The following is a 21,014-nucleotide window of genomic DNA, read 5'->3' on the forward strand; positions in this document are numbered from 1 at the left end:
GCGGAGAGCGGGGGCACCCCCGCTCTCCGCCGCGCCCTCACGCTACTTCTTCACCAGCGGGCAGTCGCCCTGGTCGATGGGGCGAAAGGCTTCGTTGGCCGGGATGGTCGCCCGGATCTTGTAGTAGTCCCACGCGTACTTCGACTCCGAGGGCTTCTTGACCTCGATGAGGTACGCGGGATGGATCTTCCGCCCGTCCGCGCGGATCGTGCCCTTGCCGAAGAGCGGATCATCCGTCGGCATCTCCTTCATCTTGGCGATGACCTTGGTGCCGTCGTCCGACTTGAGCGCCTCGACCGCCTTCAGGTAGTGGGACACGCCGGCGTACACGCCCGCGTGGATCATGGTCGGGTGGATGCCCCGGTTGCGCTCGGCGAAGCGCTTCGCGAAGGCGCGCGTCTTATCGTTCATGTCCCAGTAGAACGTCTCGGTGAAGAGCAGCCCCTGGGCCTTCTCGAGGCCGAGGGCGTGCACGTCGGTGAGGAAGACGAGGAGGCCGGCGAAGTTCTGGCCGCCCTTGACGATGCCGAACTCGGCGCCCTGCTTGATCGCGTTGGTCGTGTCGCCGCCGGCGTTGGCGAGGCCGATGACCTTGGCCTTCGAGGCCTGCGCCTGCAGGAGGAACGACGAGAAGTCCTGCGTGCTGAGCGGGTGCCGGACCTTGCCCAGCACCTTGCCGCCGTTCTTGAGCACGACCGCCTCGGTGTCGCGTTCGAGGGCGTGGCCGAAGGCGTAGTCGGCGGTGATGAAGAACCAGCTGTCCCCGCCTGTCTTGACGACCGCGTTGCCCGTACCGTTGGCCAGCGCCCAGGTGTCGTAGGTCCAGTGGACGGTGTTCGGCGAGCAGGCCTTGCCCGTCAGATCGGAGGTCGCGGCCGACGAGACGATGAACGCCTTGGCCTTGTCCCTCGTGATCTGGCTGACGGCGAGCGCCACGCCGGAGTTGGGCACGTCGACGATCAGGTCGACCTTGTCCACGTCGTACCACTGCCGGGCGATGGCCGAGCCGACGTCGGCCTTGTTCTGGTGGTCGGCGGCGACGATCTCGACCTTCATGCCCTTGGCGGCAGCGCCGAAGTCCTCGACCGCCATGCGCGCCGCGACCACGGAGCCGGCGCCCGCGAGGTCGGCGTACAGCCCGGACTGGTCGTTCAGCACGCCGATTTTGATGACGCCGTCCGAGATCTGGGCCTGAGCCGGGTCGGCGGCGAAAGCCAGCAGCACCGCCAGCACTATCAGTGTCTTCCTCATCATGGGTCTCCTGCTCCTTTGTTCGGGTGGTAACAGATCCGGGCGCCGGAATTATACCCCAAGGTAGTCGTGCAGTCTGCCCATGCTCGCCTCGAGCGCCTCGTTCGGGATCATGTCCACGACGCAGCCGCGCTCCATGACGTAGTGGCGGTCGGCCATGGTCGCCGCGAAGCGGAAGTTCTGCTCGACGAGCAGGATCGTGAATCCCTCGGCCTTGAGCCGTCGGATCGTCGCGCCGATCTGCTGGACGATCACCGGCGCCAATCCCTCGGTCGGTTCATCCAGCAGCAGGAGCCGGGCCCCTGTGCGGAGGATCCGGCCGATGGCCAGCATCTGCTGCTCGCCGCCCGAGAGCTTGGTACCCTGGCTCCTCAGCCGCTCCTTGAGGTTGGGGAAGAGCCCGAAGATGGCGTCAGCGCCGAGGCCGCCTTCGCGGACGACGGGCGGGAGCAGCAGGTTCTCCTCGACGTTGAGGCTCGCGAAGATGCCGCGCTCCTCGGGGCAGAAGGCCAGGCCCAGGCGCGCGATGCGGTTGGACGGCAGCATGATGAGCTCTCGCCCGTCGAAGCGGATCGACCCGCGGCGGCGGGACACCATGCCCATGACTGACTTGAGTGTCGTAGTCTTCCCCGCGCCGTTGCGGCCGAGGAGCGTCACCACCTCGCCCTGCCGCACCTCGAAGTCCACGCCGTGGAGGATGTGCGACTCGCCGTACCAGGCGTGGAGGTCCCGCACTTCGAGCAGCGCGCCCCCGGGCGGCCGACCATCAGCCATCGGGCCCTCAGCCATCGGGCTCTCAGCCGTCACCCTGGCCCATGTAGGCCTGGATGACGTCGGGGTTGCGCGACACGGCGGCGTAGTCGCCCTCGGCCAGGATCTCGCCGCGAGCCAGGACCGTGATGGTGTCCGACAGGTTCGCGACGACGCTCAGGTTATGCTCGACCATGAGCACCGTCCGGTTCGCCGCGGCCTGCTTGATCAGGGCGGAGATGCGGTCCACGTCCTCGTGGGTCATACCGGCCGTGGGCTCGTCGAGCAGCAGCATCTCGGGCTCCAGCGCGAGCGTCGTGGCGATCTCGAGCGCGCGCTTCCGTCCATAGGGCAGCTCGACCGCCTGGAGCCCGGCAAAGCCGCCCAGCCCGACGGCCTCCAGCAGCTCCAGCGCGCGATCGTTCAGCGCATCGAGCGCGGCCTGCGAGCGCCAGAAGTCGAACGACCCGCCGCGCCGCCGCTGGAGCGCGATGCGCACGTTCTCCAGCACCGTCAGATGCGGGAACACGGCCGAGATCTGGAACGAGCGCACGAGCCCGTGGCGCGCGATGTCCGCCGGGCGCGAGCCCGTGATGTTCCGGCCGTTGAAGGTGATGCGCCCGCGCGTCGGCACCAAAAAGTGAGTCAGCAGGTTGAAGCAAGTGGTCTTCCCCGCCCCGTTCGGCCCGATCAGGGCGTGAATGGTCCCGCGCCGAACCCGGAGGCTGACGTCCTTGACCGCCACGAAGCCACGGAATTCCTTCGTCAGACCATCGGTCTCGAGGATCACGTCGGTGGGCATGTTCGGCCGATGATAACGGTGGCGTTCGGACCGCGCAAGCGGATATCATGCGTGCCATGAGCCCACGACTCCTCTTCATCGGCGCAGGCGCGATCGGCAGCTATCTCGGCGGCTTCCTCTCCCGGGCCGGGCACGAGGTGACGCTCGTGGACCCCTGGCCCGCGCAGGTCGAGGCGATACGCGCCCACGGCATCAGCGTGAGCGGGCCGCATGAGCCCTTCGAGGCGCGGCCGGCGGCGCTCCACATCCACGAGGCGCAGCGGCTCGGGGCCGACTTCGACGTCGCATTCGTGGCGGTCAAGGCCTACGACACCGCGTGGGCGACGCACATGGCCCTTCCTCGCCTCGGGCCTGATGCCTACGTCGTCTCGGCGCAAAACTGCTGGAACGACCCCGTCGTGGCGGCCATCGCCGGGCCGGATCGCTCGGTCGGGCTCGTCATGTCCAAGATCGCGGTCGCCCTCTGGGAGCCCGGGCGCGTCGAGCGGGGCGCCGAGAAGGGCAGCGGCTCCGGGCACGACGTGTTCCGCGCCGGCGAGCACGACGGCAGGATCACGCCCCGCGTCGAGGCGCTGGCCAAGATGCTCTCCGTCATCGACGGCGCCAAGGCGACGGACAACCTCTGGGGCGAGCGCTGGTCCAAGCTCTGCGCGAACGCGATGGGGAATCCCGTGCAGGCGATGACCGGGCTCGGCAGCCTCGAGATCGCGGCACAGCCGCGTGGGCGCGAGATCACCATCCGCCTGGCATCCGAGTCGGCCCGCGTCGGGCTGGCGGCCGGCTACTCGATCCCCAAGTTCGGCGGCGCGGAGGCGAAGACCTGGGCGGCAGCGGACGACGGGGCCGTCTACGCCGAGCTCGACGCCATGCTCGTGCCCAAGGGCGGCTCGGGCCGGAACTGGCGCGCTTCGATGGCGCAGGACGTGACCAAGGGACGGCGCTCGGAGATCGAGCAGATGAACGGCCACGTGGTGGCTCGCGGGCGCGAGCTCGGGGTGGCGACGCCCCTCGGGTCGGTCGTGGTCGGCCTCGTGCGCGAGATCGACGCGGGCGCCCGCAGGCCCGCCCCCGAGCTGATCGAGCAGGCGCTCACGGCCGCCGGCGCCTAGCTCCGGCGGGGCCTAGCGGGTACGAGGGAAGAAGCGGGCGTCCCTCTTCGAGGCGTCCCAGGCCTGGTTCGCCACCTCGATCTCCCACGATCCCATGCAGTCCTGCTGCGCGCGCACGATCTCCTCGATCATGTCGCGCGGGTCCGCGTGGAAAGACGCGTGCAGGAGCCGCTTGGCGTGGCCCGTGGCCGTGCGCGAGGCGTGGAAAGCCTTCTCGACGATCTCGCCGAGCTTGGCATCGATCTGCGCCGCCGGCACCACCCAGTTGACGAGCCCCATGGCGAGCGCCGCGCCGGGCTCGATGTGGTCGTTCAGCAGCGTCAGCTCCTTGGCGCGCCCGAGACCGATGATGCGGGCAAGCCGCAGAATGGAGCCGTCCGGGATGAGGCCGTGGCGCGTGGCGCCGAGCCCAAGGACGGCGTCGTCGGCCGCCAGGCGCAGGTCGCACGCGACCGCGAGTTGGAGCCCGCCGCCGATCGAGTAGCCGTGGAGCACCGCGACCACGAGCTTGTCCATGTCCTCGAGGCAATTGAGCCCGCGGATCCAATGCCGGTAGAAGGCCTCGCCGATGCGCCCCGCCGAGAGTTCCTCCCTGTCCATGCCCGAGGAGAACGCCCGGCCCCTGCCCCGGACGACGACCACCCAGACGTCCCGGTCCTTGGCCGCGGCCTCCGCGTGATCCGCCAGCTGCGCCGCGAGATCGTGGTGAAGGGCGTTCAGCACGCCGGGACGGTTGAGCGTGAGCGTGGCGACGCCGTCCCGCACCTCGTAGAGCACGCTCGGCTCCGTCATGGGGACGTCCGCTCCTGACCGAATCCGAGAATGTCGCGGGCTATGACCATGCGCTGGATCTCCGAGGTGCCCTCGCCGATCTCTGTCACCTTGGCGTCGCGGAAGATACGCTCGATGGGGAACTCCGTGATGTAGCCCGCGCCGCCGTGAATCTGGAGCGCCTTGCTCGCGGCCTTCATCGCGACCTCAGACGCGAAGACCTTTGCCATCGATGCGGCCGTCTTCGCCGGCCGTCCCGCGTCCTTGAGGGCCGCGGCGCGGAGCGTGAGGAGGCGCGCGGCCTCGACCTCCGTGCCGATGTCGGCGATCATGCCCTGGAGCCCGTTGAACTCGGCCAGCGTCTTGCCAAAGGCCCGCCGCTGCTTCATGTATGCGAGCGCCTGGTCGAGCGCGGCCTGCGCGATGCCGACAGCCATGGCGGCCATGGCGACGCGGCCGCCCTCGAGCACCTGCAGGGTGTTGACGAAGCCCTTGTGGAGCTCGCCCACGAGGTTGGCGGCGGGCACGGCAACGCTGTCGAAGATGAGCTCGGCGGTGTTCGAGGCATGGAGCCCGAGCTTCCGGTAGGGGCGTCCGGCGCTGAAACCCTGCATGCCCCGCTCGAGCACGAAGGCGGAGATGCCCTTGTTGCCCCGCGCCGGGTCGGTGACGGCCATCACGACGGCGACCTCCGCCACGCCCGCGTTGGTAATGAAGGCCTTGCTGCCATTGAGAATGAAGCGGGGGCCGTCGGGGACCGCTCGCGACGTCATCGCCGCGGCGTCCGATCCCGATCCCGGCTCGGTCAGCCCCCAGGCGCCCAGCATTTCGCCGCGCGCCAGGCGCGGCAGGTACGCCGCCTTCTGCTCCTTCGAGCCGAAGAGCGCGATGTGGTTCGTGCAGAGGGAGTTGTGGGCCCACATCGTGATGCCCACCGAGGCGTCGACGCGGTTGAGCTCCTCGACGGCCAGCGCGTACGAGACGTAGTCGAGCGCGGCGCCGCCGTACTCCTCCGGCACGAGCGCGCCCAAGAGCCCGGTCTTGCCGAGGCTCTGGAGGATCTCGTGGGGGAACTCGTGGGCCTCGTCGTAGCGGTGGATCACGGGGGCGACCTCGGCGAGCGCCCACTCGCGGGCCATGGCCCGGACCGCCCGCTGCTCCCGCGTCAGCTCAAAGTCCACGCGCTATCTCCCTTGCCACGACCACCAACCCCAGCCGGCGCCGCGAGCCGGGGGTGCCTTCCGGAGCGAGTCCGACGAGCCGTAGCGCGCCCCGAAGCGCAGGGCGCCGCCGCCGCGCGAGCCGTCCCTGCGGAGCAGGGCGGCGAGCGCACCCCCTCTGGGGGATGGGGGGCGGGCGGAGGCGCCCGAGCGAGGCGGCGCGTCTAGGCGAGGAGGTCTCGGCGGAGGAAGGCACCCCCGGCTCGCGGTGCCGGCGGACTGTCCGCACAGGGCTCATACAGCAGCTCGAATGTTGTCGCGGACGAAGCGGATGATGTCCTGGGTGGAGGTGCCCGGCGTGAAGAGCTCCTTGACGCCCATCGCCTTGAGCGTCTTGATGTCCTCGGCCGGGATGATTCCGCCTCCGAACACGGCGATGTCGTCCGCTCCCTTTTCCCTGAGCAGCTCCAGCACGCGCGCGAAGAGGTAATTGTGGGCGCCCGAGAGCACGCTCAGCCCGACGGCGTCGGCGTCCTCCTGAACGGCCGTCGCGACGATCTGCTCGGGCGTCTGGTGGAGCCCGGTGTAGATGACCTCAAAGCCGGCGTCGCGGAGCGCCCGCGCGACGATCTTGGCGCCGCGGTCGTGCCCGTCGAGACCCGGCTTGGCCACCACCACCCGGATTTTGCGCTCGGTCATGAGATCCCTCGCTACCCGAACATCGCGCGGATACGGTCCGCGATGCCCATGATCTCCTCCCGGTTGCCCGGGACGAGCTTCCAGTCGAAGCCCTTGCCGTCGCCGGTCCAGCGGGGAATCAGGTGCAGGTGGAAGTGCGGCACGGACTGGAAGGCCGCCGCCCCGTTGGCCTGCAGCACGTTGAGCCCGTCGGGGCTGAACGCTTTCCGCAGCGCCCCGGCGACCTTCTTGGCGGTGGTGATGGCGGCCTTGAGGTCCTCCACGTCCGCGTCGTAGAGCGTCGCCGCATGCGCCTTGGTGGCGACGAGGCAGTGCCCGCGGGTGAGCGGGTTGATGTCCATGAAGGCGAGCGTCCGCTCGTCGTCGTAGACCTTCGCGGACGGGATCTTCCCGTCCCGGATCATGCAGAAGACGCAGTCGGCCATGGCTAGACCTCGACCGTCCAGCCGTGCGGATCCGGCGCGGTGCCGTACTGGATGCCGACGATGGCGTCGTAGAGCTTCTGGGTGGTCGGCCCGATCTTCCCGCCGCCGACGACCATGCGGTGGCCCTTGTAGGCGAGCTCGCCAACCGGCGAGATCACGGCCGCCGTGCCCGTGCCGAAGACCTCCTCGAGCGCGCCCGCCTTGTGGGCCGCCACGACCTCGTCAATCGAGATCTGGCGCTCGCTGACCTTGGCGCCCCAGTCGCGGAGCAGCGTGAGCGCCGAGTCGCGCGTCACGCCCGGCAGGATGGTCCCGCCGAGCGGAGGCGTGATCACCTCACCAGCGATCTTGACCATGATGTTCATGGTACCGACCTCGTCGATGTACTTGCGGTGCACGCCGTCCAGCCACAGGACCTGCGTGAATCCCTCGTGCTTGGCCTCTTCGCCCGCCATGAGGCTCGCGGCGTAGTTGGCGCCGGTCTTGGCGCCGCCCAGGCCGCCCTCGACCGCGCGCACGTACTTCTCCTCGACGCGGATCTTCACCGGCGCCATGCCCTCGGGGTAGTAGGCGCCAACAGGCGAGAGGATGACGAAGTAGATGTACGACTTGGCCGGGCGCACCCCGAGGAAAGCCTCGCTCGCGATGATGGTCGGGCGGACGTACAGCGAGGTCCCGACCGTTTTCGGCACCCAGTCGCGCTCGATCCCGACCAGGGTCACGAGCGAGCGAAGCGCCAAGTCCGGGTCGAGAGGCGGGATGCACATCCGCTCGGCAGAGTGGTTCATGCGCTGCACGTGCTTCTGCGGCCTGAAGAGCCGCACCTTGCCGTCCACTCCGCGGAAGGCCTTGAGCCCGTCGAAAATCGCCTGGGCGTAGTGCAGCACCGCCGCGGCCGGATCGAGCGGGATCGGCCCGTACGGCTCGACCCGCGGGTCGTACCACCCCTTTTCCTCCTGGAAGTTGGCGACGAACATGTGATCCGTAAAGAGGGTCCCAAAGCCCAGAGCCGAGTCCTTCGGCTTGGGCTTGTGCATCGTCGCCTTGACGATCCTGATCGCGTCGGACATGGCGCCGCCCCCCTAAAAGATGATCGGTTCCCGGTAGAGGCCAAAAACCTGGCGGTAGACGTCGGAGATCTCGCCGAGCGAGACGTAGTCCTTGACGGCGTCCACCAGCACGGGCATGACGTTCTGGCCGCCCCGGCACGCGTCGGCCAGCTGCTTGAGGCGCTTCTCGACCCTGGCCGTATCGCGCGAGGCCTTGGTGGCCCTGACGGCCTCCACCTGCTCGCGCTCGATGGCCTCGTCGAGCTTGAGGTATTCGACCGGCTTCAGGTCGGCCATGACGTACTTGTTGACGCCCACCACGATCTTCCGGCCGCGGTCGTCCAGGAGCTGGTAGCGGTAGGCGGCGTCCGCGATCTCGTGCTGCGGGTAGCCCGAGTCGATCGCGCGGATGATGCCGCCCATCTCGTCGATCTTCCGGATGTAGCCCATCGCCTGCTCTTCCATCTGGTCCGTCAGGCGCTCGAGGAAGTAGGCGCCGCCGAGCGGGTCGATCGTGAGCGGCGCGCCCGTCTCCTCGGCGATGATCTGCTGGGTGCGCAGCGCCACGGTCACGGCCTCCTCGGTGGGCAGAGCCAGCACCTCGTCGAAGGAGTTGGTGTGCAGCGACTGCGCGCCTCCGAGGACCGCCGCCAGCGCCTGGATCGCCACGCGCGCGATGTTGTTGAGTGGCTGCTGGGCCGTGGCCGACACCCCGGCCGTCTGCGTGTGGGTCCGGAGCCGCATGGACTCGGCCTTCTTTGCGCCGAACCGCTCTCGCATGACCGTCGACCAGATGCGGCGCGCCGCCCGCAGCTTGGCGATCTCCTCGAAGAAGTCGTTGTGGATGTCGAAGAAGAACGACAGGCGCGGCGCGAAGCTGTCCACGTCGAGCCCCCGCGCGACACACGCCTGCACGTACCCGAACCCGTCGGCGAGCGTGAAGGCGAGCTCCTGGACGGCCGTCGAGCCCGCCTCGCGGATGTGGTAGCCCGAGATCGAGACCGGATTGAACTTCGGCACGTGCTGCGAGCAGAACTCGATAGTATCCACCACGATGCGCACCGCCGACTCCGGCGGCGAGATCCACTCCTTCTGCGCGATGAACTCCTTGAGCATGTCGTTCTGCATGGTGCCGCCGATCTGTTCCCACGACACGCCTTGCTTGTCGGCCAGCGCCAGGTACATGGCCAGGGCCACAGAGGCCGTGCAGTTGATCGTCATCGACGTCGTGACCCGGTCGAGCGGGATGTCGCGGAAGAGCACTTCGAAGTCGGCGAGCGTCGAGACCGAGACGCCCTCGCGCCCCACCTCGCCGCGGGCGCGCGCATGATCGGCGTCGTAGCCCATGAGGGCGGGCATGTCGAAGGCGGTGCTGAGGCCCGTCTGCCCCTGCTCGAGGAGGTACTTGAACCGGGCGTTGGTGTCCTTGGGCCTTCCGAAGCCCGCGAACATCCGCATGGTCCAGAGCTTGCCGCGATACATGGACGGGTACGGCCCGCGCGTGTAGGGGAACTCGCCCGGGTACCCGAGCTTGTCCTCGTACCGCCAGCCCTGGAGGTCCTCCGGCGTGTAGAGCGGCTGGATGGGGATCCCGGAGAGCGACTCGTACGGCACGGCCCTCTCCGGCGAGCCGTCGACGAACGGCCCGTACGTGTCCTTCTCCCAGCGCTCCTTGCCCTCGGCCATGGTCTCCTCCTTACCCAGCCCTCGCCTCGCCGTGCTCCTCGCCTGCGGCTCGTCGGCCACGTCTCAGCTCAAACTACCGTCGCCTAGGAGCCCGCCGCCGCGCCCGAGAGCAGGTGTCGGGCGATGACGAGCTTTTGGATCTGCGAGGTGCCCTCGTAGATTTGGGTGATCTTCGCGTCCCGGAAGTGCCGCTCGACCTGGTACTCCTTGATGAAGCCGTAGCCGCCGTGGACCTGCACGGCGTCCGTCGTGACGCGCATGGCCATCTCGGAGGCGAAGAGCTTCGCCATCGCCGCTTGGGGCCCGAAGGGCTCGCCCCTGTCCTTGAGGAACGCCGCGCGCAACGTGAGCAGGCGCGCCGCCTCAATCGCGGTCGCCATGTCGGCCAGCATCCACTGGACCATTTGGTGCCGGCCGATCGGCACGCCGAAGCTCTTGCGCTCCCGCGCGTAGCCGAGCGCGGCCTCGTACGCCGCGACGGCGATGCCGACGGCCTGCGCGGCGATGCCGATGCGGCCGCCGTCGATCGTCGTCATGGCGATCTTGAACCCCTGCCCCTCCTCGCCGAGCCGGCAGGACGCAGGCACGCGGCAGCTCTCGAAGAGAAGCTCGGCCGTGTCGGAGGCGCGGATGCCGAGCTTGTCCTCGGTCTTGACGACGGTGAAGCCCGGCGTGCCTTTCTCGACGAGGAAGGCGCTGATCCCGCGGGGGCCCTTGGCCCGGTCCGTCTGGGCGAAGACGAGCGCGGCGGCGGCCTCCTTCCCGTTGCTGACGAAGATCTTCCGGCCGTCGAGGACGTACGCGTCGCCGTCGCGGCGGGCGAGCGTGCTCTGGTTGGTGGCGTCGGAGCCCGCCTCAGGCTCGGTCAACGAGAAGCAGCCGAGCTTCTGCCCGGAGGCGAACGGGGCCAGGAAGCGACGCTTCTGCTCCTCCGAGCCGAACTTGGCGAGGGGGTCGCAGTAGAGCGAGTTGTTCACCGTCATGATGACGCCGTGCGAGGCGCAGCCGCGCGAGACTTCTTCGAGCGCCACCGCGTAGGCGACGGTGTCGCCGCCGCTCCCACCCCAGGCCTCGGCCACGGCGATGCCCATGAGCCCGAGCTCGCCCATGCGCCGCACGGTCTCCCGCGGAAAGCGCGCCTCGCGGTCGATGGCTGGGGCGATGGGGCGGACTTCCTTCTCGGCGAAGTCCCGGGCCACCGCCTGGATCATCTTCTGCTCGTCAGTGAGCTCGATCCGCATTCTGTTCCCCGATCTTCCCTCAATCGCCCTTGTTCAACTCAGCCCTCGCCTCGCGGCTGTGCCGCTCAGCTCGAAAGGCGGGCCCCGTCTCAGCTCGAACTACTTTTCCAGGAGCTTCTTGAATTCCTGCTCCAGCAGGGGCGCAACCTCGAAGAGGTCGCCCACGATGCCGTAGTCGGCGATCTTGAAGATCGGCGCCTCCGGGTCCTTGTTGATGGCGCAGATCACCTTGGAGGTCCGCATTCCCGCCAGGTGCTGAATGGCGCCCGAGATGCCGAAGCCCAGGTACAGCTTCGGCGAGATGGTCCGCCCCGTCTGGCCGATCTGGAAGCGGTGCGGCCGCCACCCGGCGTCCACCGCCGCGCGCGAGGCGCCGACGGCCGCGCCGATCACCTTCGCGAGCGATTCCAGGATCACGAAGTTCTCCGGCCCCTTGAGCCCGCGACCGCCCGAGACCACGATCTCCGCCTCGGCCAGCTCCGGCAGGCCCGTGGAGGACTCCTCGCGGCGCTCCACCAGGCTCATGGCGGCGGCGGGCAGCGTGACCGCGGGCTTCTCCACCGAGGCCACCGCTCCCGGCTGCGAGTCGGCCGGCTTGAAGACGTTGGGCCGGAGCGTCGCGAGCCACGGCGTCTTCGCCCATGTCATCTTCGAAAGCAGCTTGCCCGCGTAGACCGGCCGCGTCGCGATCAGCTTGCCGTCCTCGAGCGTCAGCGCCGTCGAATCTGCGGAGAGCCCCGCGCCGAGGCGGGCGGCCAGCCGCGCCATGACCTCGCGCTGCCGCGCCGTCACCGCGCCGAAGAAGGCCTGAGGCGATTCCTTCTGGCAGAGCTCCGCCAGCACCGGGGCCCACACTTCCCCACGGTACGGAGCGAACGCGGGATTCTCGAGGAGCAGGACGCGCTTCGCGCCCCACTGCCCGAGCTGCGCGATGCCGGCGTCGGTGGCCGTGTCCGTCAGCCACACTGCCTCGGCCGGAGCGCCCATCTGCTTTGCCAAGCGCGATGCCTCGCCCAGCACCTCGGCCATGACCTTCTTCGGATTGCCCTGCCTGTCGTCCTCGACCAGAGACCAGAAAGAACCCGCCATGAGATTCGTTTCTCCCGTTGAGTGTTCTAGATGGCCTTCGCGTCTTCGCGAAGGGCGCGGACGAGTTCCTTGGCGGCCTCCGCCAGCTCGCCTGGGATGATGCGCCCCGGGGGCCGCGGCGGCAGCGCCTCGAGCTTGATGACCGACAGCGCCGGTGTCTCGGCCGTGAGGCCGAGATCGGCGGTCTTGACGTCCTTGATCTCCTTCTTCTTGGCTCCCATGATGCCCTTCAGCGTCGGGTACCGCGGCTCGTTCAAGCCCTTCTGGGCCGACACCACCGCGGGCAGCGGCAGGTCGAAAAGCTCGAGCCCACCCTCGACCTGGCGGCCGACGCGGATAGCCTTGCCGGCCTCGTCCACCGACGCCTCCATGATCCAGGACGCGCAGGGCCAACCCAGCAGCTCGGCGACGCCCGCGCCCACCGCGCCCATGTCGTCGTCGATGGCCTGGCGCCCGAAGAGCGCCAATGCCGGCGCCTCCTGCTTGATCACGGCCGCGAGCGCGCGCGCCGTCATGAGCGTGTCGACCAGCTCCCAGGCGGGATCGTTCAGGTGAATGGCGCGGTCTGCGCCCATGGCCAGGCACGAGCGCAGGGCTTCCTTGACACGGTCCGGGCCGAGGGAAACGGCGACGACCTCGCCCTGCCCGCGCTTCTCCTTGATCCGAAGCCCCTCCTCGAGCGCGTACTCGTCATAGGGGGAGACGATCCAGGTGATGCCGGCCGTATCGATGGCCTTGGGGTCCGACCCGATCTTGACCTGGGTCGCCGTGTCCGGCACCTGCTTGATCATCACGAGAATCTTCATGCAGTGGCGCTCCTGTCGTAGTGGAGTTGGCGCGTGATCCGGAAGCGGTCGCCGGGAATGAACACCCGGTCGTACACGATGGGGCGCGATTCGGCGTCGGTCGAGACGCGGTCGGAGCGGAAGCAGGGCACGCCGGGCGCGCAGCCGAGCTCGCGCGCCGCGCGGGCCGGCAGCGTCTCGGCGGAGACGGTCTCACGCGCGCCGGTGATCTCGATGCCGAGCTTGAAAGCCAGCACCTGGCGGAGCGGTGTGACCGCGAGGTCGGCCTTCGCCACCTCCTCGCCGAGCGCCGCGGGCAGGTGCGAGACCTGGAAGCTCGTGGGGTGCCCGTCCACCAGCCTCAACCGCTCGAGCACGAAGACGCGGGCGCCGGGCTCGAGCGCGAGCTCGCGCGCCGCGTGCCGGTCGGTCCGGGCGCGCTGGGTGCGGAGGAAGCGCGTGGAGACGTTCTCGCCGACCGCGGTGAGATCGCCGGCGAAGGCGCGGAAGTGCAGGATGTCGTAGTCGACTGACGGCGCCGCCACGAAGGTGCCGAGGCCGTGCCGCCGCGTGATCAGGCCGTCTCGTTCCAGCACCTCGAGCGCCTGGCGGAGGGTCATGAGGGTGACGCCGAAGTCCATCGCCAAGCGGCGCTGGTTGTCGAGGCGCTCGCCAGGGCCGATGCGGCCCGCACTGATCTTGTCGCGCAGGGCTTCCGCGATCTGGTGGTACCGGGGCACGCGGCTCCGCACGGCGCCTCCTTAAAAGTCGCGAGTGTTCTAGAACTCTGGCGGCCGCTCGGCTCCCACGTCGAGCTTCGGGACGGGATTCCAGTCAGGCCGGACAGGCAGTTACGGCAACCGGAGGAATTGTACCCGGGGGCCTGGACCCCGGTCAAGGGGCGCCCGAGAGGGCGCTATTCGCTGCCCAGGCGCTGTGAGAGGGCGACCAGGCCCACCAGCCTGGCGGCGGCCGCTCCCGAATCGATGGACTGCGCGGCCAGCGCCACGCCTTCCTTGAAATCGCGCGCCTTGCCGCCCACCACGAGGGCAGCCGCCGCGTTCATCAGCACGATGTCTCGGCGCGGGCCGGGTTCGCCCGCCAGGACCTGGCGGATGATCAGGGCGTTCTCCGCGCGATCGCCGCCGCGCAGGTCCTGGATCGTGGCCCGCGACAGCCCGAAATCCTCGGGGCGAACGGTCGAGCTCCGGACCACTCCCTCGTGGACTTCGGAGATGTGACTCGGGCCGGTGTTGGAGATCTCGTCGAGCCCGTCGGCGCCGTGGACGACGAAGGCTCTCAAGGTGCCGAGCTCGGCCAGGACGCGGGCGAGCGTCTCCGTCAGCGCGTCCGAGTAGACCCCGATGATCTGGGCGTTGGCGCCGGCGGGGTTGGTCAGCGGCCCCAGCATGTTGAAGACGGTGCGGATGCCCATCTCGCGGCGCGCCGCCATGACGTGCTTCATGGCCGTATGCAGGAGCGGCGCGTAGAGGAAGCCGATCCCGACCTCGTCCACGCAGCGGGCGATCTTGGCCGGCGGGAGCTCGATGTTGATGCCGAGCGTCTCGACCACGTCGGCGGACCCGCAGAGCGAGGAGACCGAGCGGTTGCCGTGCTTGGCGACCTTGAGCCCGGCCCCAGCCACGACAAAAGCGGTGGCGGTGGACACGTTGAACGTCCCGGAGGCGTCGCCGCCCGTGCCAGCGGTGTCGATCAGCATCTCGCGGTCCGTGCCCGTCGCCCCCACGACCTCGCCTGCCTGCGTTCGGACCTTGACCGCCTTCTGGCGCATCACCTGGGCGAAGCCGATCAGCTCCTCCACCGTCTCGCCCTTCATCCGGAGCGCGGTGAGGAACGCGGCGATCTGGGCGTTCGTCGCCGCGCCCGACATGATCGCCTCCATGGCCGCCGCCGCCTCGATGCGCGAGAGATCCCTGCGATCCACGAGGGCGCGCACGGCCTCGGTGATGATCGGACTGGTCACGGCCGTTCGCCTCCCCGCTCCCCGCGCGGCCTGATCGCGGCGGCGGCATCGAGCACCTCGCCGATATTGACCGGCTTGGCGAGCACCGAATGCACGCCGCTGGCCTGGAGCTCCTCCGGGGAAACCTCGACCGCGAAGCCGCTGACCAGGATCACCGGCAGGCCCGGCACCGCGTCGCGCACGGCGCGGGCGAGCTCCCAGCCCGTCATCCCGGGCATGCTCAGATCGCTGAAGACCAGGTCGAGCGGCTCACTCCTGATGCGCGAGAGCCCCTCGGAGGCGCTGCGCGCGACCCCGACCGTGTGCCCGGCCGAGCGGAGCACGTCGGCGACCATGTCCCCCACGGACTCCTCGTCGTCGACCACGAGGCAGCGCAGCGTCACCGCGGGCCCGGCCGCGCCGGCATCGGGGACCGGCGCCCGCGGCGCGGCGCCGACCGGGAAGAGCAAGGTGAACGTCGTTCCCCGGCCCTCCTGGCTGTCAACGGTGATGGTCGCGCCGTGCCGCGAGAGAATGCCGTAGGTCATGGACAGCCCGAGCCCCGTCCCCTTGGGACCCTTCGTCGTGAAGAACGGGTCGAAGATCTTGCCCCGCACGGCCTCCGGGATCCCGACACCCGTGTCGACGACGCGGAGCTCGATCGACTCCCCCCGGCGCGCCGTCGAGAGCGTGAGCGTGCCGCCGCGGGGCATGGCGTCCACCGCGTTGAGGATCAGGTTGGTCATCACCTCTCGAAGCTCGGCCGGGTCGCTGAGCGTCGTCGGCAGGTCGGTGGAGAGCTCGGTCACCGCGCTAATGGCGATCCCGCGCCGCGGCGGCTCGAGGCGCCATGAGGATTCGGTCAGCTCGAGCGCCTCGCGGACGACCTGGTTGAGGTCCACCGCGACGGCAGGCTGGTCCCGCCGGATGCGCGTGAACTCCTGGAGCCGCCGGACCGTTTTCGCGCCGTCCGTCGCCGAGCGCTCGATGATCTGAAGCCATTGGCGCGCCGTTGGGTCCGCGACTCGGTGCAGCAGCAGCTGGGCGCGCCCCAGGATGGCGGCGAGGAGGTTGTTGAAATCGTGCGCCACGCCCGAGGCCATCTCGCCGAGCGCGCGGAGCTTCTCGCTGCGCACCAGCTGATCCTGCGCCAGCGCCAGGTCCTCGTAGGCGCGGGTGCGGTCCTGGTAGAGCCGCGCGCTGCGAAGCGCCAGCGCCGCCAGGCCCGCGATGTTCGTCAGCACGCGCTCGTCGGCCTCGGAGAAGGGCCTGTCGGTGCTGCGCAGCGCCAACACGCCCACCACCTGGGAGCCGGCCAGCATGGGCACGCCGATCCAGTGCGGCAGGGCCTGGTTGCCCGGCGCGGGCTCCATGCCGCGGCGGACGCATTCCCCGGCGTAGTCGTCCGTCCGGATGGGCCGGCCCGACGTCGCGACGTTGGCCATGAGGCCTATCCGGTCGTGGATGGAGCGCCGCGGCAGCTCGAGGTCGCGGACGCCGTCCTGCATGCGCAGGAGCGGCACCATCTCCGCCGTGGCGTCGTCGATGACGACCAGGACCGTGTGGCGGGCGTCGAGGAGCCGCGCAACCTGGCGGTGGATGGCCTCGACCACGTCCTCCTGGCGCAGCTGGCCCGTGACGGTGCGGGAGAGGTCGTGGAGCACGGAGAGCTCAGACAGGAGCGCCTCGCTCTCCTCGAGCCGGAGCCGCGTCTGGCGTGTCAGGTCGGCGTTGTCCATGAAGAGGCCGACCTGGGAGGCGACGCCCTCGATCAGCCGCACGTCCTGCGGCGGGAACGAACGCCCCGTCTCCCACCAGACGAGGAACACCCCGCCCACAGGCTCGCCGCCGGCCAGGGCGGGCGCGAAGAGGACGGAGTGAGAGTCGATGCCCTCGAACACCTGCTGGTCTATGCGGGGATCGTTTTTCACGTCCACGGACCAGGCCGCCCGCCCCTCGCGCATCAGTTGACGGAGAGCGGGCATGCGCTCGAGCACGAAGGGGCGGGCGAGGAAGGTCTCCACGAGGGCCTTGGGCACGTGCCAGCCCGCCGCCGGGACCAGCGCGCTCTTGTCGACCGAGAGCGTGTAGACGCCCACCATGTCGGCGCCGAACGTGCGGCCGACCTCGGCGGCCACGCGACGCAGGGCCTCCCCCACGCCCTCGGGCTCCGAGAGCGCCTGGCTCACGGCCAGGAGCGTCGTCGCCTCCTGCAGGCGCTCCTGGACGAGTCCGTAGAGACGCTGGTTCTCGAGGGCGAGCGCCATCTGGTTGCCGATGGCCATCCCGAGGTCCTTCTGCCACGGCTCGAACGGGGTGACGCGCTCCGTATAGTCGAGCGTCATGACGCCGATGACTTCGTCCTGCCGGATGAGCGGCACGACCATGTAGGACTTGATGTGGAAGGCTTCGACCCAGGCCCGCGGGATCAGGTCGGTGTCCGAGGCGTCGGGGACGATCGCGGGACGGCGCGTCTCGATGGCCTGGGCGTGGATCGGCACCTCGCGCGGAAGGTCGTCGACCATAGCCTCGAAAGCGGTCCAGAGCACGGGCTCCTTCCGCCCGTCCGCGAACTGAGACATGAGCGGGATGACGTGGTCGCCCTCCCACCGCTCGATGCTGCAACGGTCCACTCCGCAGACCACCGCGATTCGCTGCGCAACCTGCTTGAGCATGCGGCGCGGCTCGAGGGTCGAGTTGAGGATCTCGGCCACCTCGAGGAGCGAGCGGGTCTGTTGGAGCCGCTGGGCGGTCTGAGCGTACAGTCCGGCGTTGCGGATGGCCACGGCGGCCTGGGCGACGAAGCTCTCGATCAGCTCGCGCTCGTCGGAGCCGAGCCGGAGCGGCGCCCGCCCGCACAGCGCGAGGACGCCCAGGAGCTGGTCCTGGAGGACGATGGGCACGCCGAGGAAGCTCGTGAGGCCGTGCTCCCGCCACCACGACTCCGCGAGCAGCCGGCCATCGCCCACCGCATCCGGGATGGACAGGGCCTGGCGCTGCACCGCCACCACCCCGATGGGGCCCTGGCCGAAGGCCATGGTCCGGAGCGGATACGTCGCCCCCATCGGCTCGTCCGAGAACGCACGCACGCGCAGCGTTTCGCTCTCCGTCTCGGCGACCCACACTGACACCACGGGCACGCCCATGAGGGCGGCTGCGGCCCGCGCGATGCCTCCCAGCACCTCGTCCGTGTCGAGCGATGACGAGACGAGCTGGGTCAGGCGGGCCAGTGAGCGCAGCCGCTCGGCCTGCTGCGCCGCCTCGCGGTAGAGCCGCGCGTGTTCGATGGCGACGGCGGCCTGGCCGGCGAAGGCCTCGGCGACTTCCTGGTCGCGACGGCTGAAGGCCCGCCGTGCCCGGAAGATGAGCACCCCGATGATGCGCTCGCCCACGCGCAGCGGCAGCCCCATGAAGTGCGTGTAGCCGAGCCGCCGGTCGGCGGCCATGTGCTGCGGCAGGAGATCGGGCAGTGAGTCGAGATGGCCGATGATCGGCTGCCCATGGGCGACGACCCTGCCGGCGAGGCTCTCTCCCACCTTGATGCGCGGCTGGAGCATGCTCTCGGGCGCGGAACCGGCCAAGCCCGCCACGACCAGCTCGTCGCCGTCGAGGAGCCGGAAGCCGGCGTTGTCCACGTCGAGCAGCCGCATGGCCTCCTCCGCCACGCCCGTCAGCAGCGTGTCGGTGGGCGCGAGCAGGCCGATCTTCTTGTTCACCTCGAGCAGCGCGGAGAGGGAAGCGCGGCCGCTCCGCTCGTCGGCGAAGAGCCGGGCGTTTTCGATGGCGACCGCCGCCTGGCCGCCCAGCGCCGTCATCACCTCGATCTCCGCCGCGGAGACCGGGTGCGGCTGCCACCAGAACACCGTGAGACCCCCGTAGGGCTCGCCCTTGATGAAGATGGGGACGGAGAGCACGCCCCGGTAGCCCTCGCGCTCGACCAGGATCCGCGTGTCCGTGGACAGCGGGATCGCCGGATCGTTGAGGATGTCCTCGGTCCAGACAGGACTCCGTTCGCGGATGGCGCGGCCGGCGGTGCCTTCGCCCACACGCACGCGCAGGCCGCGGAGGAACTCGCTCGAGACACCCGTGGCCCGCGCATACGTCAACAGGCCGGTGTCTGCATCGGCGCGGAAGATTCCGACGGCCGCCGCGCCCGTGAGACCCTGGCAGCGCTCGACGATGGCGTCGAGGATCTGGTCGAGCTCGAGCGAAGACGCGAGGGCCCCGCTGACCTCGAACAGCGCCCGATAGCGCGCCGCGCTCTGCTGGGCCTCGGCGAAGAGCTGGGCATTGTCGATCGCGATGGCGGCATGGCTGGCGAAGGAGAGCAGGAGGTCCATGTCGGCCGCCACGAAAGCGTGGGGCGTGCGCGTGAAGACATTGAGGACGCCCACCAGCCGCTCGCGCACGAGGAGCGGGATGACGGCGCCCGAGACGACGCCCTCGGCCCTGAGCCACGGGAGACCCACGACCCCGGGCTCGGCCTCGATCCGGTCGATGAGGATGGGCTGGCGGCTCGCGGCGGCCCGGCCGGTGACGCCTTCGCCGAACGCGAGACTGCCGACCCGCTCCGTGGCCGAGCGTCCGAGCATGCCCGCCTCGGCGCAGAAGCGGAGCCGGTCGCCCTCGGCGACGGCGAGCCGCGCCGCGCCATCCGCCACGAGCCCGCGGGCGGCGCCCACGATCGCGGCCAGCACGTCCTCGAGCGAGCGGGCGGCCGTGAGGGTGTGGCCGATCCGCGCGAGCGTCTCGAGCCGCCGGCTCTGCTCCTCCATCTCGGCCAGGAGCAGCGCGCGCTCGACCGCCTGCCCGATCTGGTGGGCAACGGCCTCCAAGACCTTGATCTCCTCGGGCAGGAACTCGCGCTGCTCCTGGGAGATGAGCGACATCACACCCCAGGTCCGCCCCTTGACGGGGATGGGCAGGGCGAGCTGCGTCCGGTGGGCGCGCACGGCCTGCAGCTGGGTCAGCCAGGGCTCGGTGAGCGCCGACGGGTCGAGGTGGGTCACGATCAGCCGCCCCGTCCGGGCCGCCTCGCCGACATAGGAGCCGTCGACCGGCCTCACGCGGATATGGGCCGCGAACTCGAGCGTGAGCCCGCGCTGGGCGATCAACGTCAGCGTGCCGTCGGTCGGATCGAGCTGGTGCACGCCGCCCACGTCCATCTGCGCCAGCGCGCGGACGACATCGAGCATCTCCCCGGCGGTGGCGACGACGTCGGCCGAGCGGCCCATGCTGAGCGCCACGGCGTTGAGAGCCTCGAGCTCGCGGTTTCGCCGGGCCAGCCCCAGATCGGGATCGGACGGCTCCGGCTCGAGCAGCGGCTCAACCGCCCGCCGGCGCGGCGCCCCGGGCTCGCGGTAGAGCAGGAGCGCCGCCGCGGCGCTGGCGAGCCCGCATATCCCCAGCCCCGTCAGCCACCCCACGAGAGCGCGCCGGCGGCCTTCGCCGTCATCGGCGACGAGCAGCCAGAGCCGGCCCGGCCCTGAGACGGCGACCTGGCCGGCGGGACGGACGAGGAAATCCCGCCCACCGTCGAGGCTGACCTTGCCGGCCACTGTCGCTCCGATCCAGTCCGCCGTCGGCGGACGCTGGAGAGACGAGACGAGCGGACGGCCATTGACGAGGAACAGCATGCCGGGCCGGGCAGAAGCTCCCGCGGCCGGCGGCGCCACGTTCTCGAGCCGGCGGGCGATGACCACGAAACCCGCGGGCCGGGCCTCCCCCGCATTTCCCGCCGCCGGGCCGACCACGGGGACTGCGGCGACGACATAGGGATGGCCGTTGAGAACCGTCAGCCCGGGCGGCGATGCGCTGATGGCCGCGGGGTCGGGAATGGGCGTCGGCGGCAGTGCGGGCACCTGGAGGAGCGCGCTCCCCGCGACGTCGAGGACCGAGACGAAATCGGCAACCCGCTCGAGGGTGAGGGCGGCAAGACGCGGCGAGACGCCTCGGGCCAACGTCGCCCAGTCGCCCTTGGCGACGCCGTCCACAAGGGCCGGGTCTCGCGCGAGCAGCCGCGCCTCGCGGACCAGCGCGGCCTGCGCATCGGCCACGAGCGTGGCCGCCGACTCCTGGGCGCGCGCCGCCGCCTGCTCTCGCGCGAGCGAGACATGGCGGAGGGCGACGGCGACGCCGCCCGCGCCCAGCGCGGAGAGCGCCAGTGCGCCGAGCGCGACTCCAAAGAGAAGATCCCGTCTCGAGGAACGCATGAAGGGAGCCGGGCCTCATGAG

General features: G+C 70.1%; 16 protein-coding genes. 1 reads left to right on the plus strand and 15 read right to left on the minus strand.

Annotation, left to right across the window (positions count from 1 at the left end; all coding sequences use genetic code 11):
- Positions 1 to 42: 42 nt before the first annotated feature.
- The 3 genes from VGV06_17515 to VGV06_17525 are packed head-to-tail and all read right to left on the minus strand — an operon-like array spanning position 43 to position 2,803.
- Positions 43 to 1,254, minus strand: coding sequence for an ABC transporter substrate-binding protein (locus tag VGV06_17515; protein ID HEV2056943.1), 1,212 nt, complete (start codon positions 1,252 to 1,254; stop codon positions 43 to 45).
- 48 nt (positions 1,255 to 1,302) lie between these two features.
- Positions 1,303 to 2,025, minus strand: coding sequence for an ABC transporter ATP-binding protein (locus tag VGV06_17520; protein ID HEV2056944.1), 723 nt, complete (start codon positions 2,023 to 2,025; stop codon positions 1,303 to 1,305).
- A gap of 22 nt (positions 2,026 to 2,047) precedes the next feature.
- Positions 2,048 to 2,803 (minus strand): ABC transporter ATP-binding protein, encoded by a 756-nt coding sequence (locus VGV06_17525; protein HEV2056945.1) that lies wholly within the window; start codon positions 2,801 to 2,803, stop codon positions 2,048 to 2,050.
- 56 nt (positions 2,804 to 2,859) lie between these two features.
- On the opposite strand from VGV06_17525, the gene VGV06_17530 reads away from it, so the two are divergent.
- Positions 2,860 to 3,912: a 2-dehydropantoate 2-reductase gene (locus tag VGV06_17530; GenBank protein HEV2056946.1), complete on the plus strand. Its 1,053-nt coding sequence runs from the start codon at positions 2,860 to 2,862 to the stop codon at positions 3,910 to 3,912.
- A 12-nt stretch (positions 3,913 to 3,924) separates the two neighbouring features.
- Here VGV06_17530 and VGV06_17535 read toward each other — a convergent pair whose 3' ends face one another.
- The 12 genes from VGV06_17535 to VGV06_17590 form a co-directional block, all read right to left on the minus strand.
- Positions 3,925 to 4,704 (minus strand): enoyl-CoA hydratase/isomerase family protein, encoded by a 780-nt coding sequence (locus VGV06_17535; GenBank protein HEV2056947.1) that lies wholly within the window; start codon positions 4,702 to 4,704, stop codon positions 3,925 to 3,927.
- Positions 4,701 to 5,864, minus strand: a complete 1,164-nt coding sequence (locus VGV06_17540) for an acyl-CoA dehydrogenase family protein (protein HEV2056948.1) — start codon at positions 5,862 to 5,864, stop codon at positions 4,701 to 4,703. Before VGV06_17540 ends, VGV06_17535 begins: the two co-directional genes overlap by 4 nt.
- A 273-nt stretch (positions 5,865 to 6,137) precedes the next feature.
- Complete coding sequence (locus VGV06_17545; GenBank protein HEV2056949.1) at positions 6,138 to 6,542, minus strand: cobalamin B12-binding domain-containing protein; 405 nt, start codon at positions 6,540 to 6,542, stop codon at positions 6,138 to 6,140.
- An 11-nt stretch (positions 6,543 to 6,553) separates the two neighbouring features.
- The gene (locus VGV06_17550; protein HEV2056950.1) at positions 6,554 to 6,967 is read right to left on the minus strand and encodes an HIT family protein; all 414 of its coding nucleotides are present in this window, start codon (positions 6,965 to 6,967) and stop codon (positions 6,554 to 6,556) included.
- Between the two features lie 2 nt (positions 6,968 to 6,969).
- Positions 6,970 to 8,037, minus strand: coding sequence for a branched-chain amino acid aminotransferase (locus VGV06_17555; GenBank protein ID HEV2056951.1), 1,068 nt, complete (start codon positions 8,035 to 8,037; stop codon positions 6,970 to 6,972).
- A 12-nt stretch (positions 8,038 to 8,049) separates the two neighbouring features.
- Positions 8,050 to 9,702, minus strand: coding sequence for a methylmalonyl-CoA mutase family protein (locus VGV06_17560; GenBank protein HEV2056952.1), 1,653 nt, complete (start codon positions 9,700 to 9,702; stop codon positions 8,050 to 8,052).
- 83 nt (positions 9,703 to 9,785) lie between these two features.
- Complete coding sequence (locus VGV06_17565; protein HEV2056953.1) at positions 9,786 to 10,943, minus strand: acyl-CoA dehydrogenase; 1,158 nt, start codon at positions 10,941 to 10,943, stop codon at positions 9,786 to 9,788.
- A 99-nt stretch (positions 10,944 to 11,042) separates the two neighbouring features.
- Positions 11,043 to 12,032: an electron transfer flavoprotein subunit alpha/FixB family protein gene (locus tag VGV06_17570; GenBank protein HEV2056954.1), complete on the minus strand. Its 990-nt coding sequence runs from the start codon at positions 12,030 to 12,032 to the stop codon at positions 11,043 to 11,045.
- Between the two features lie 26 nt (positions 12,033 to 12,058).
- Entirely contained in the window at positions 12,059 to 12,838 is a 780-nt protein-coding gene (locus VGV06_17575; protein ID HEV2056955.1) for an electron transfer flavoprotein subunit beta/FixA family protein, read from the minus strand.
- Positions 12,835 to 13,569 (minus strand): GntR family transcriptional regulator, encoded by a 735-nt coding sequence (locus tag VGV06_17580; protein HEV2056956.1) that lies wholly within the window; start codon positions 13,567 to 13,569, stop codon positions 12,835 to 12,837. The genes VGV06_17575 and VGV06_17580 overlap by 4 nt, the downstream gene beginning before the upstream one ends.
- A 164-nt stretch (positions 13,570 to 13,733) precedes the next feature.
- The gene (gene trpD, locus VGV06_17585) at positions 13,734 to 14,789 is read right to left on the minus strand and encodes an anthranilate phosphoribosyltransferase (GenBank protein ID HEV2056957.1); all 1,056 of its coding nucleotides are present in this window, start codon (positions 14,787 to 14,789) and stop codon (positions 13,734 to 13,736) included.
- Between the two features lie 8 nt (positions 14,790 to 14,797).
- Positions 14,798 to 20,992, minus strand: a complete 6,195-nt coding sequence (locus tag VGV06_17590) for a GAF domain-containing protein (protein HEV2056958.1) — start codon at positions 20,990 to 20,992, stop codon at positions 14,798 to 14,800.
- Positions 20,993 to 21,014: the final 22 nt, after the last annotated feature.

The sequence above is a fragment of the Candidatus Methylomirabilota bacterium genome, assembly GCA_035936835.1.
GTDB lineage: Bacteria > Methylomirabilota > Methylomirabilia > Rokubacteriales > CSP1-6 > AR37.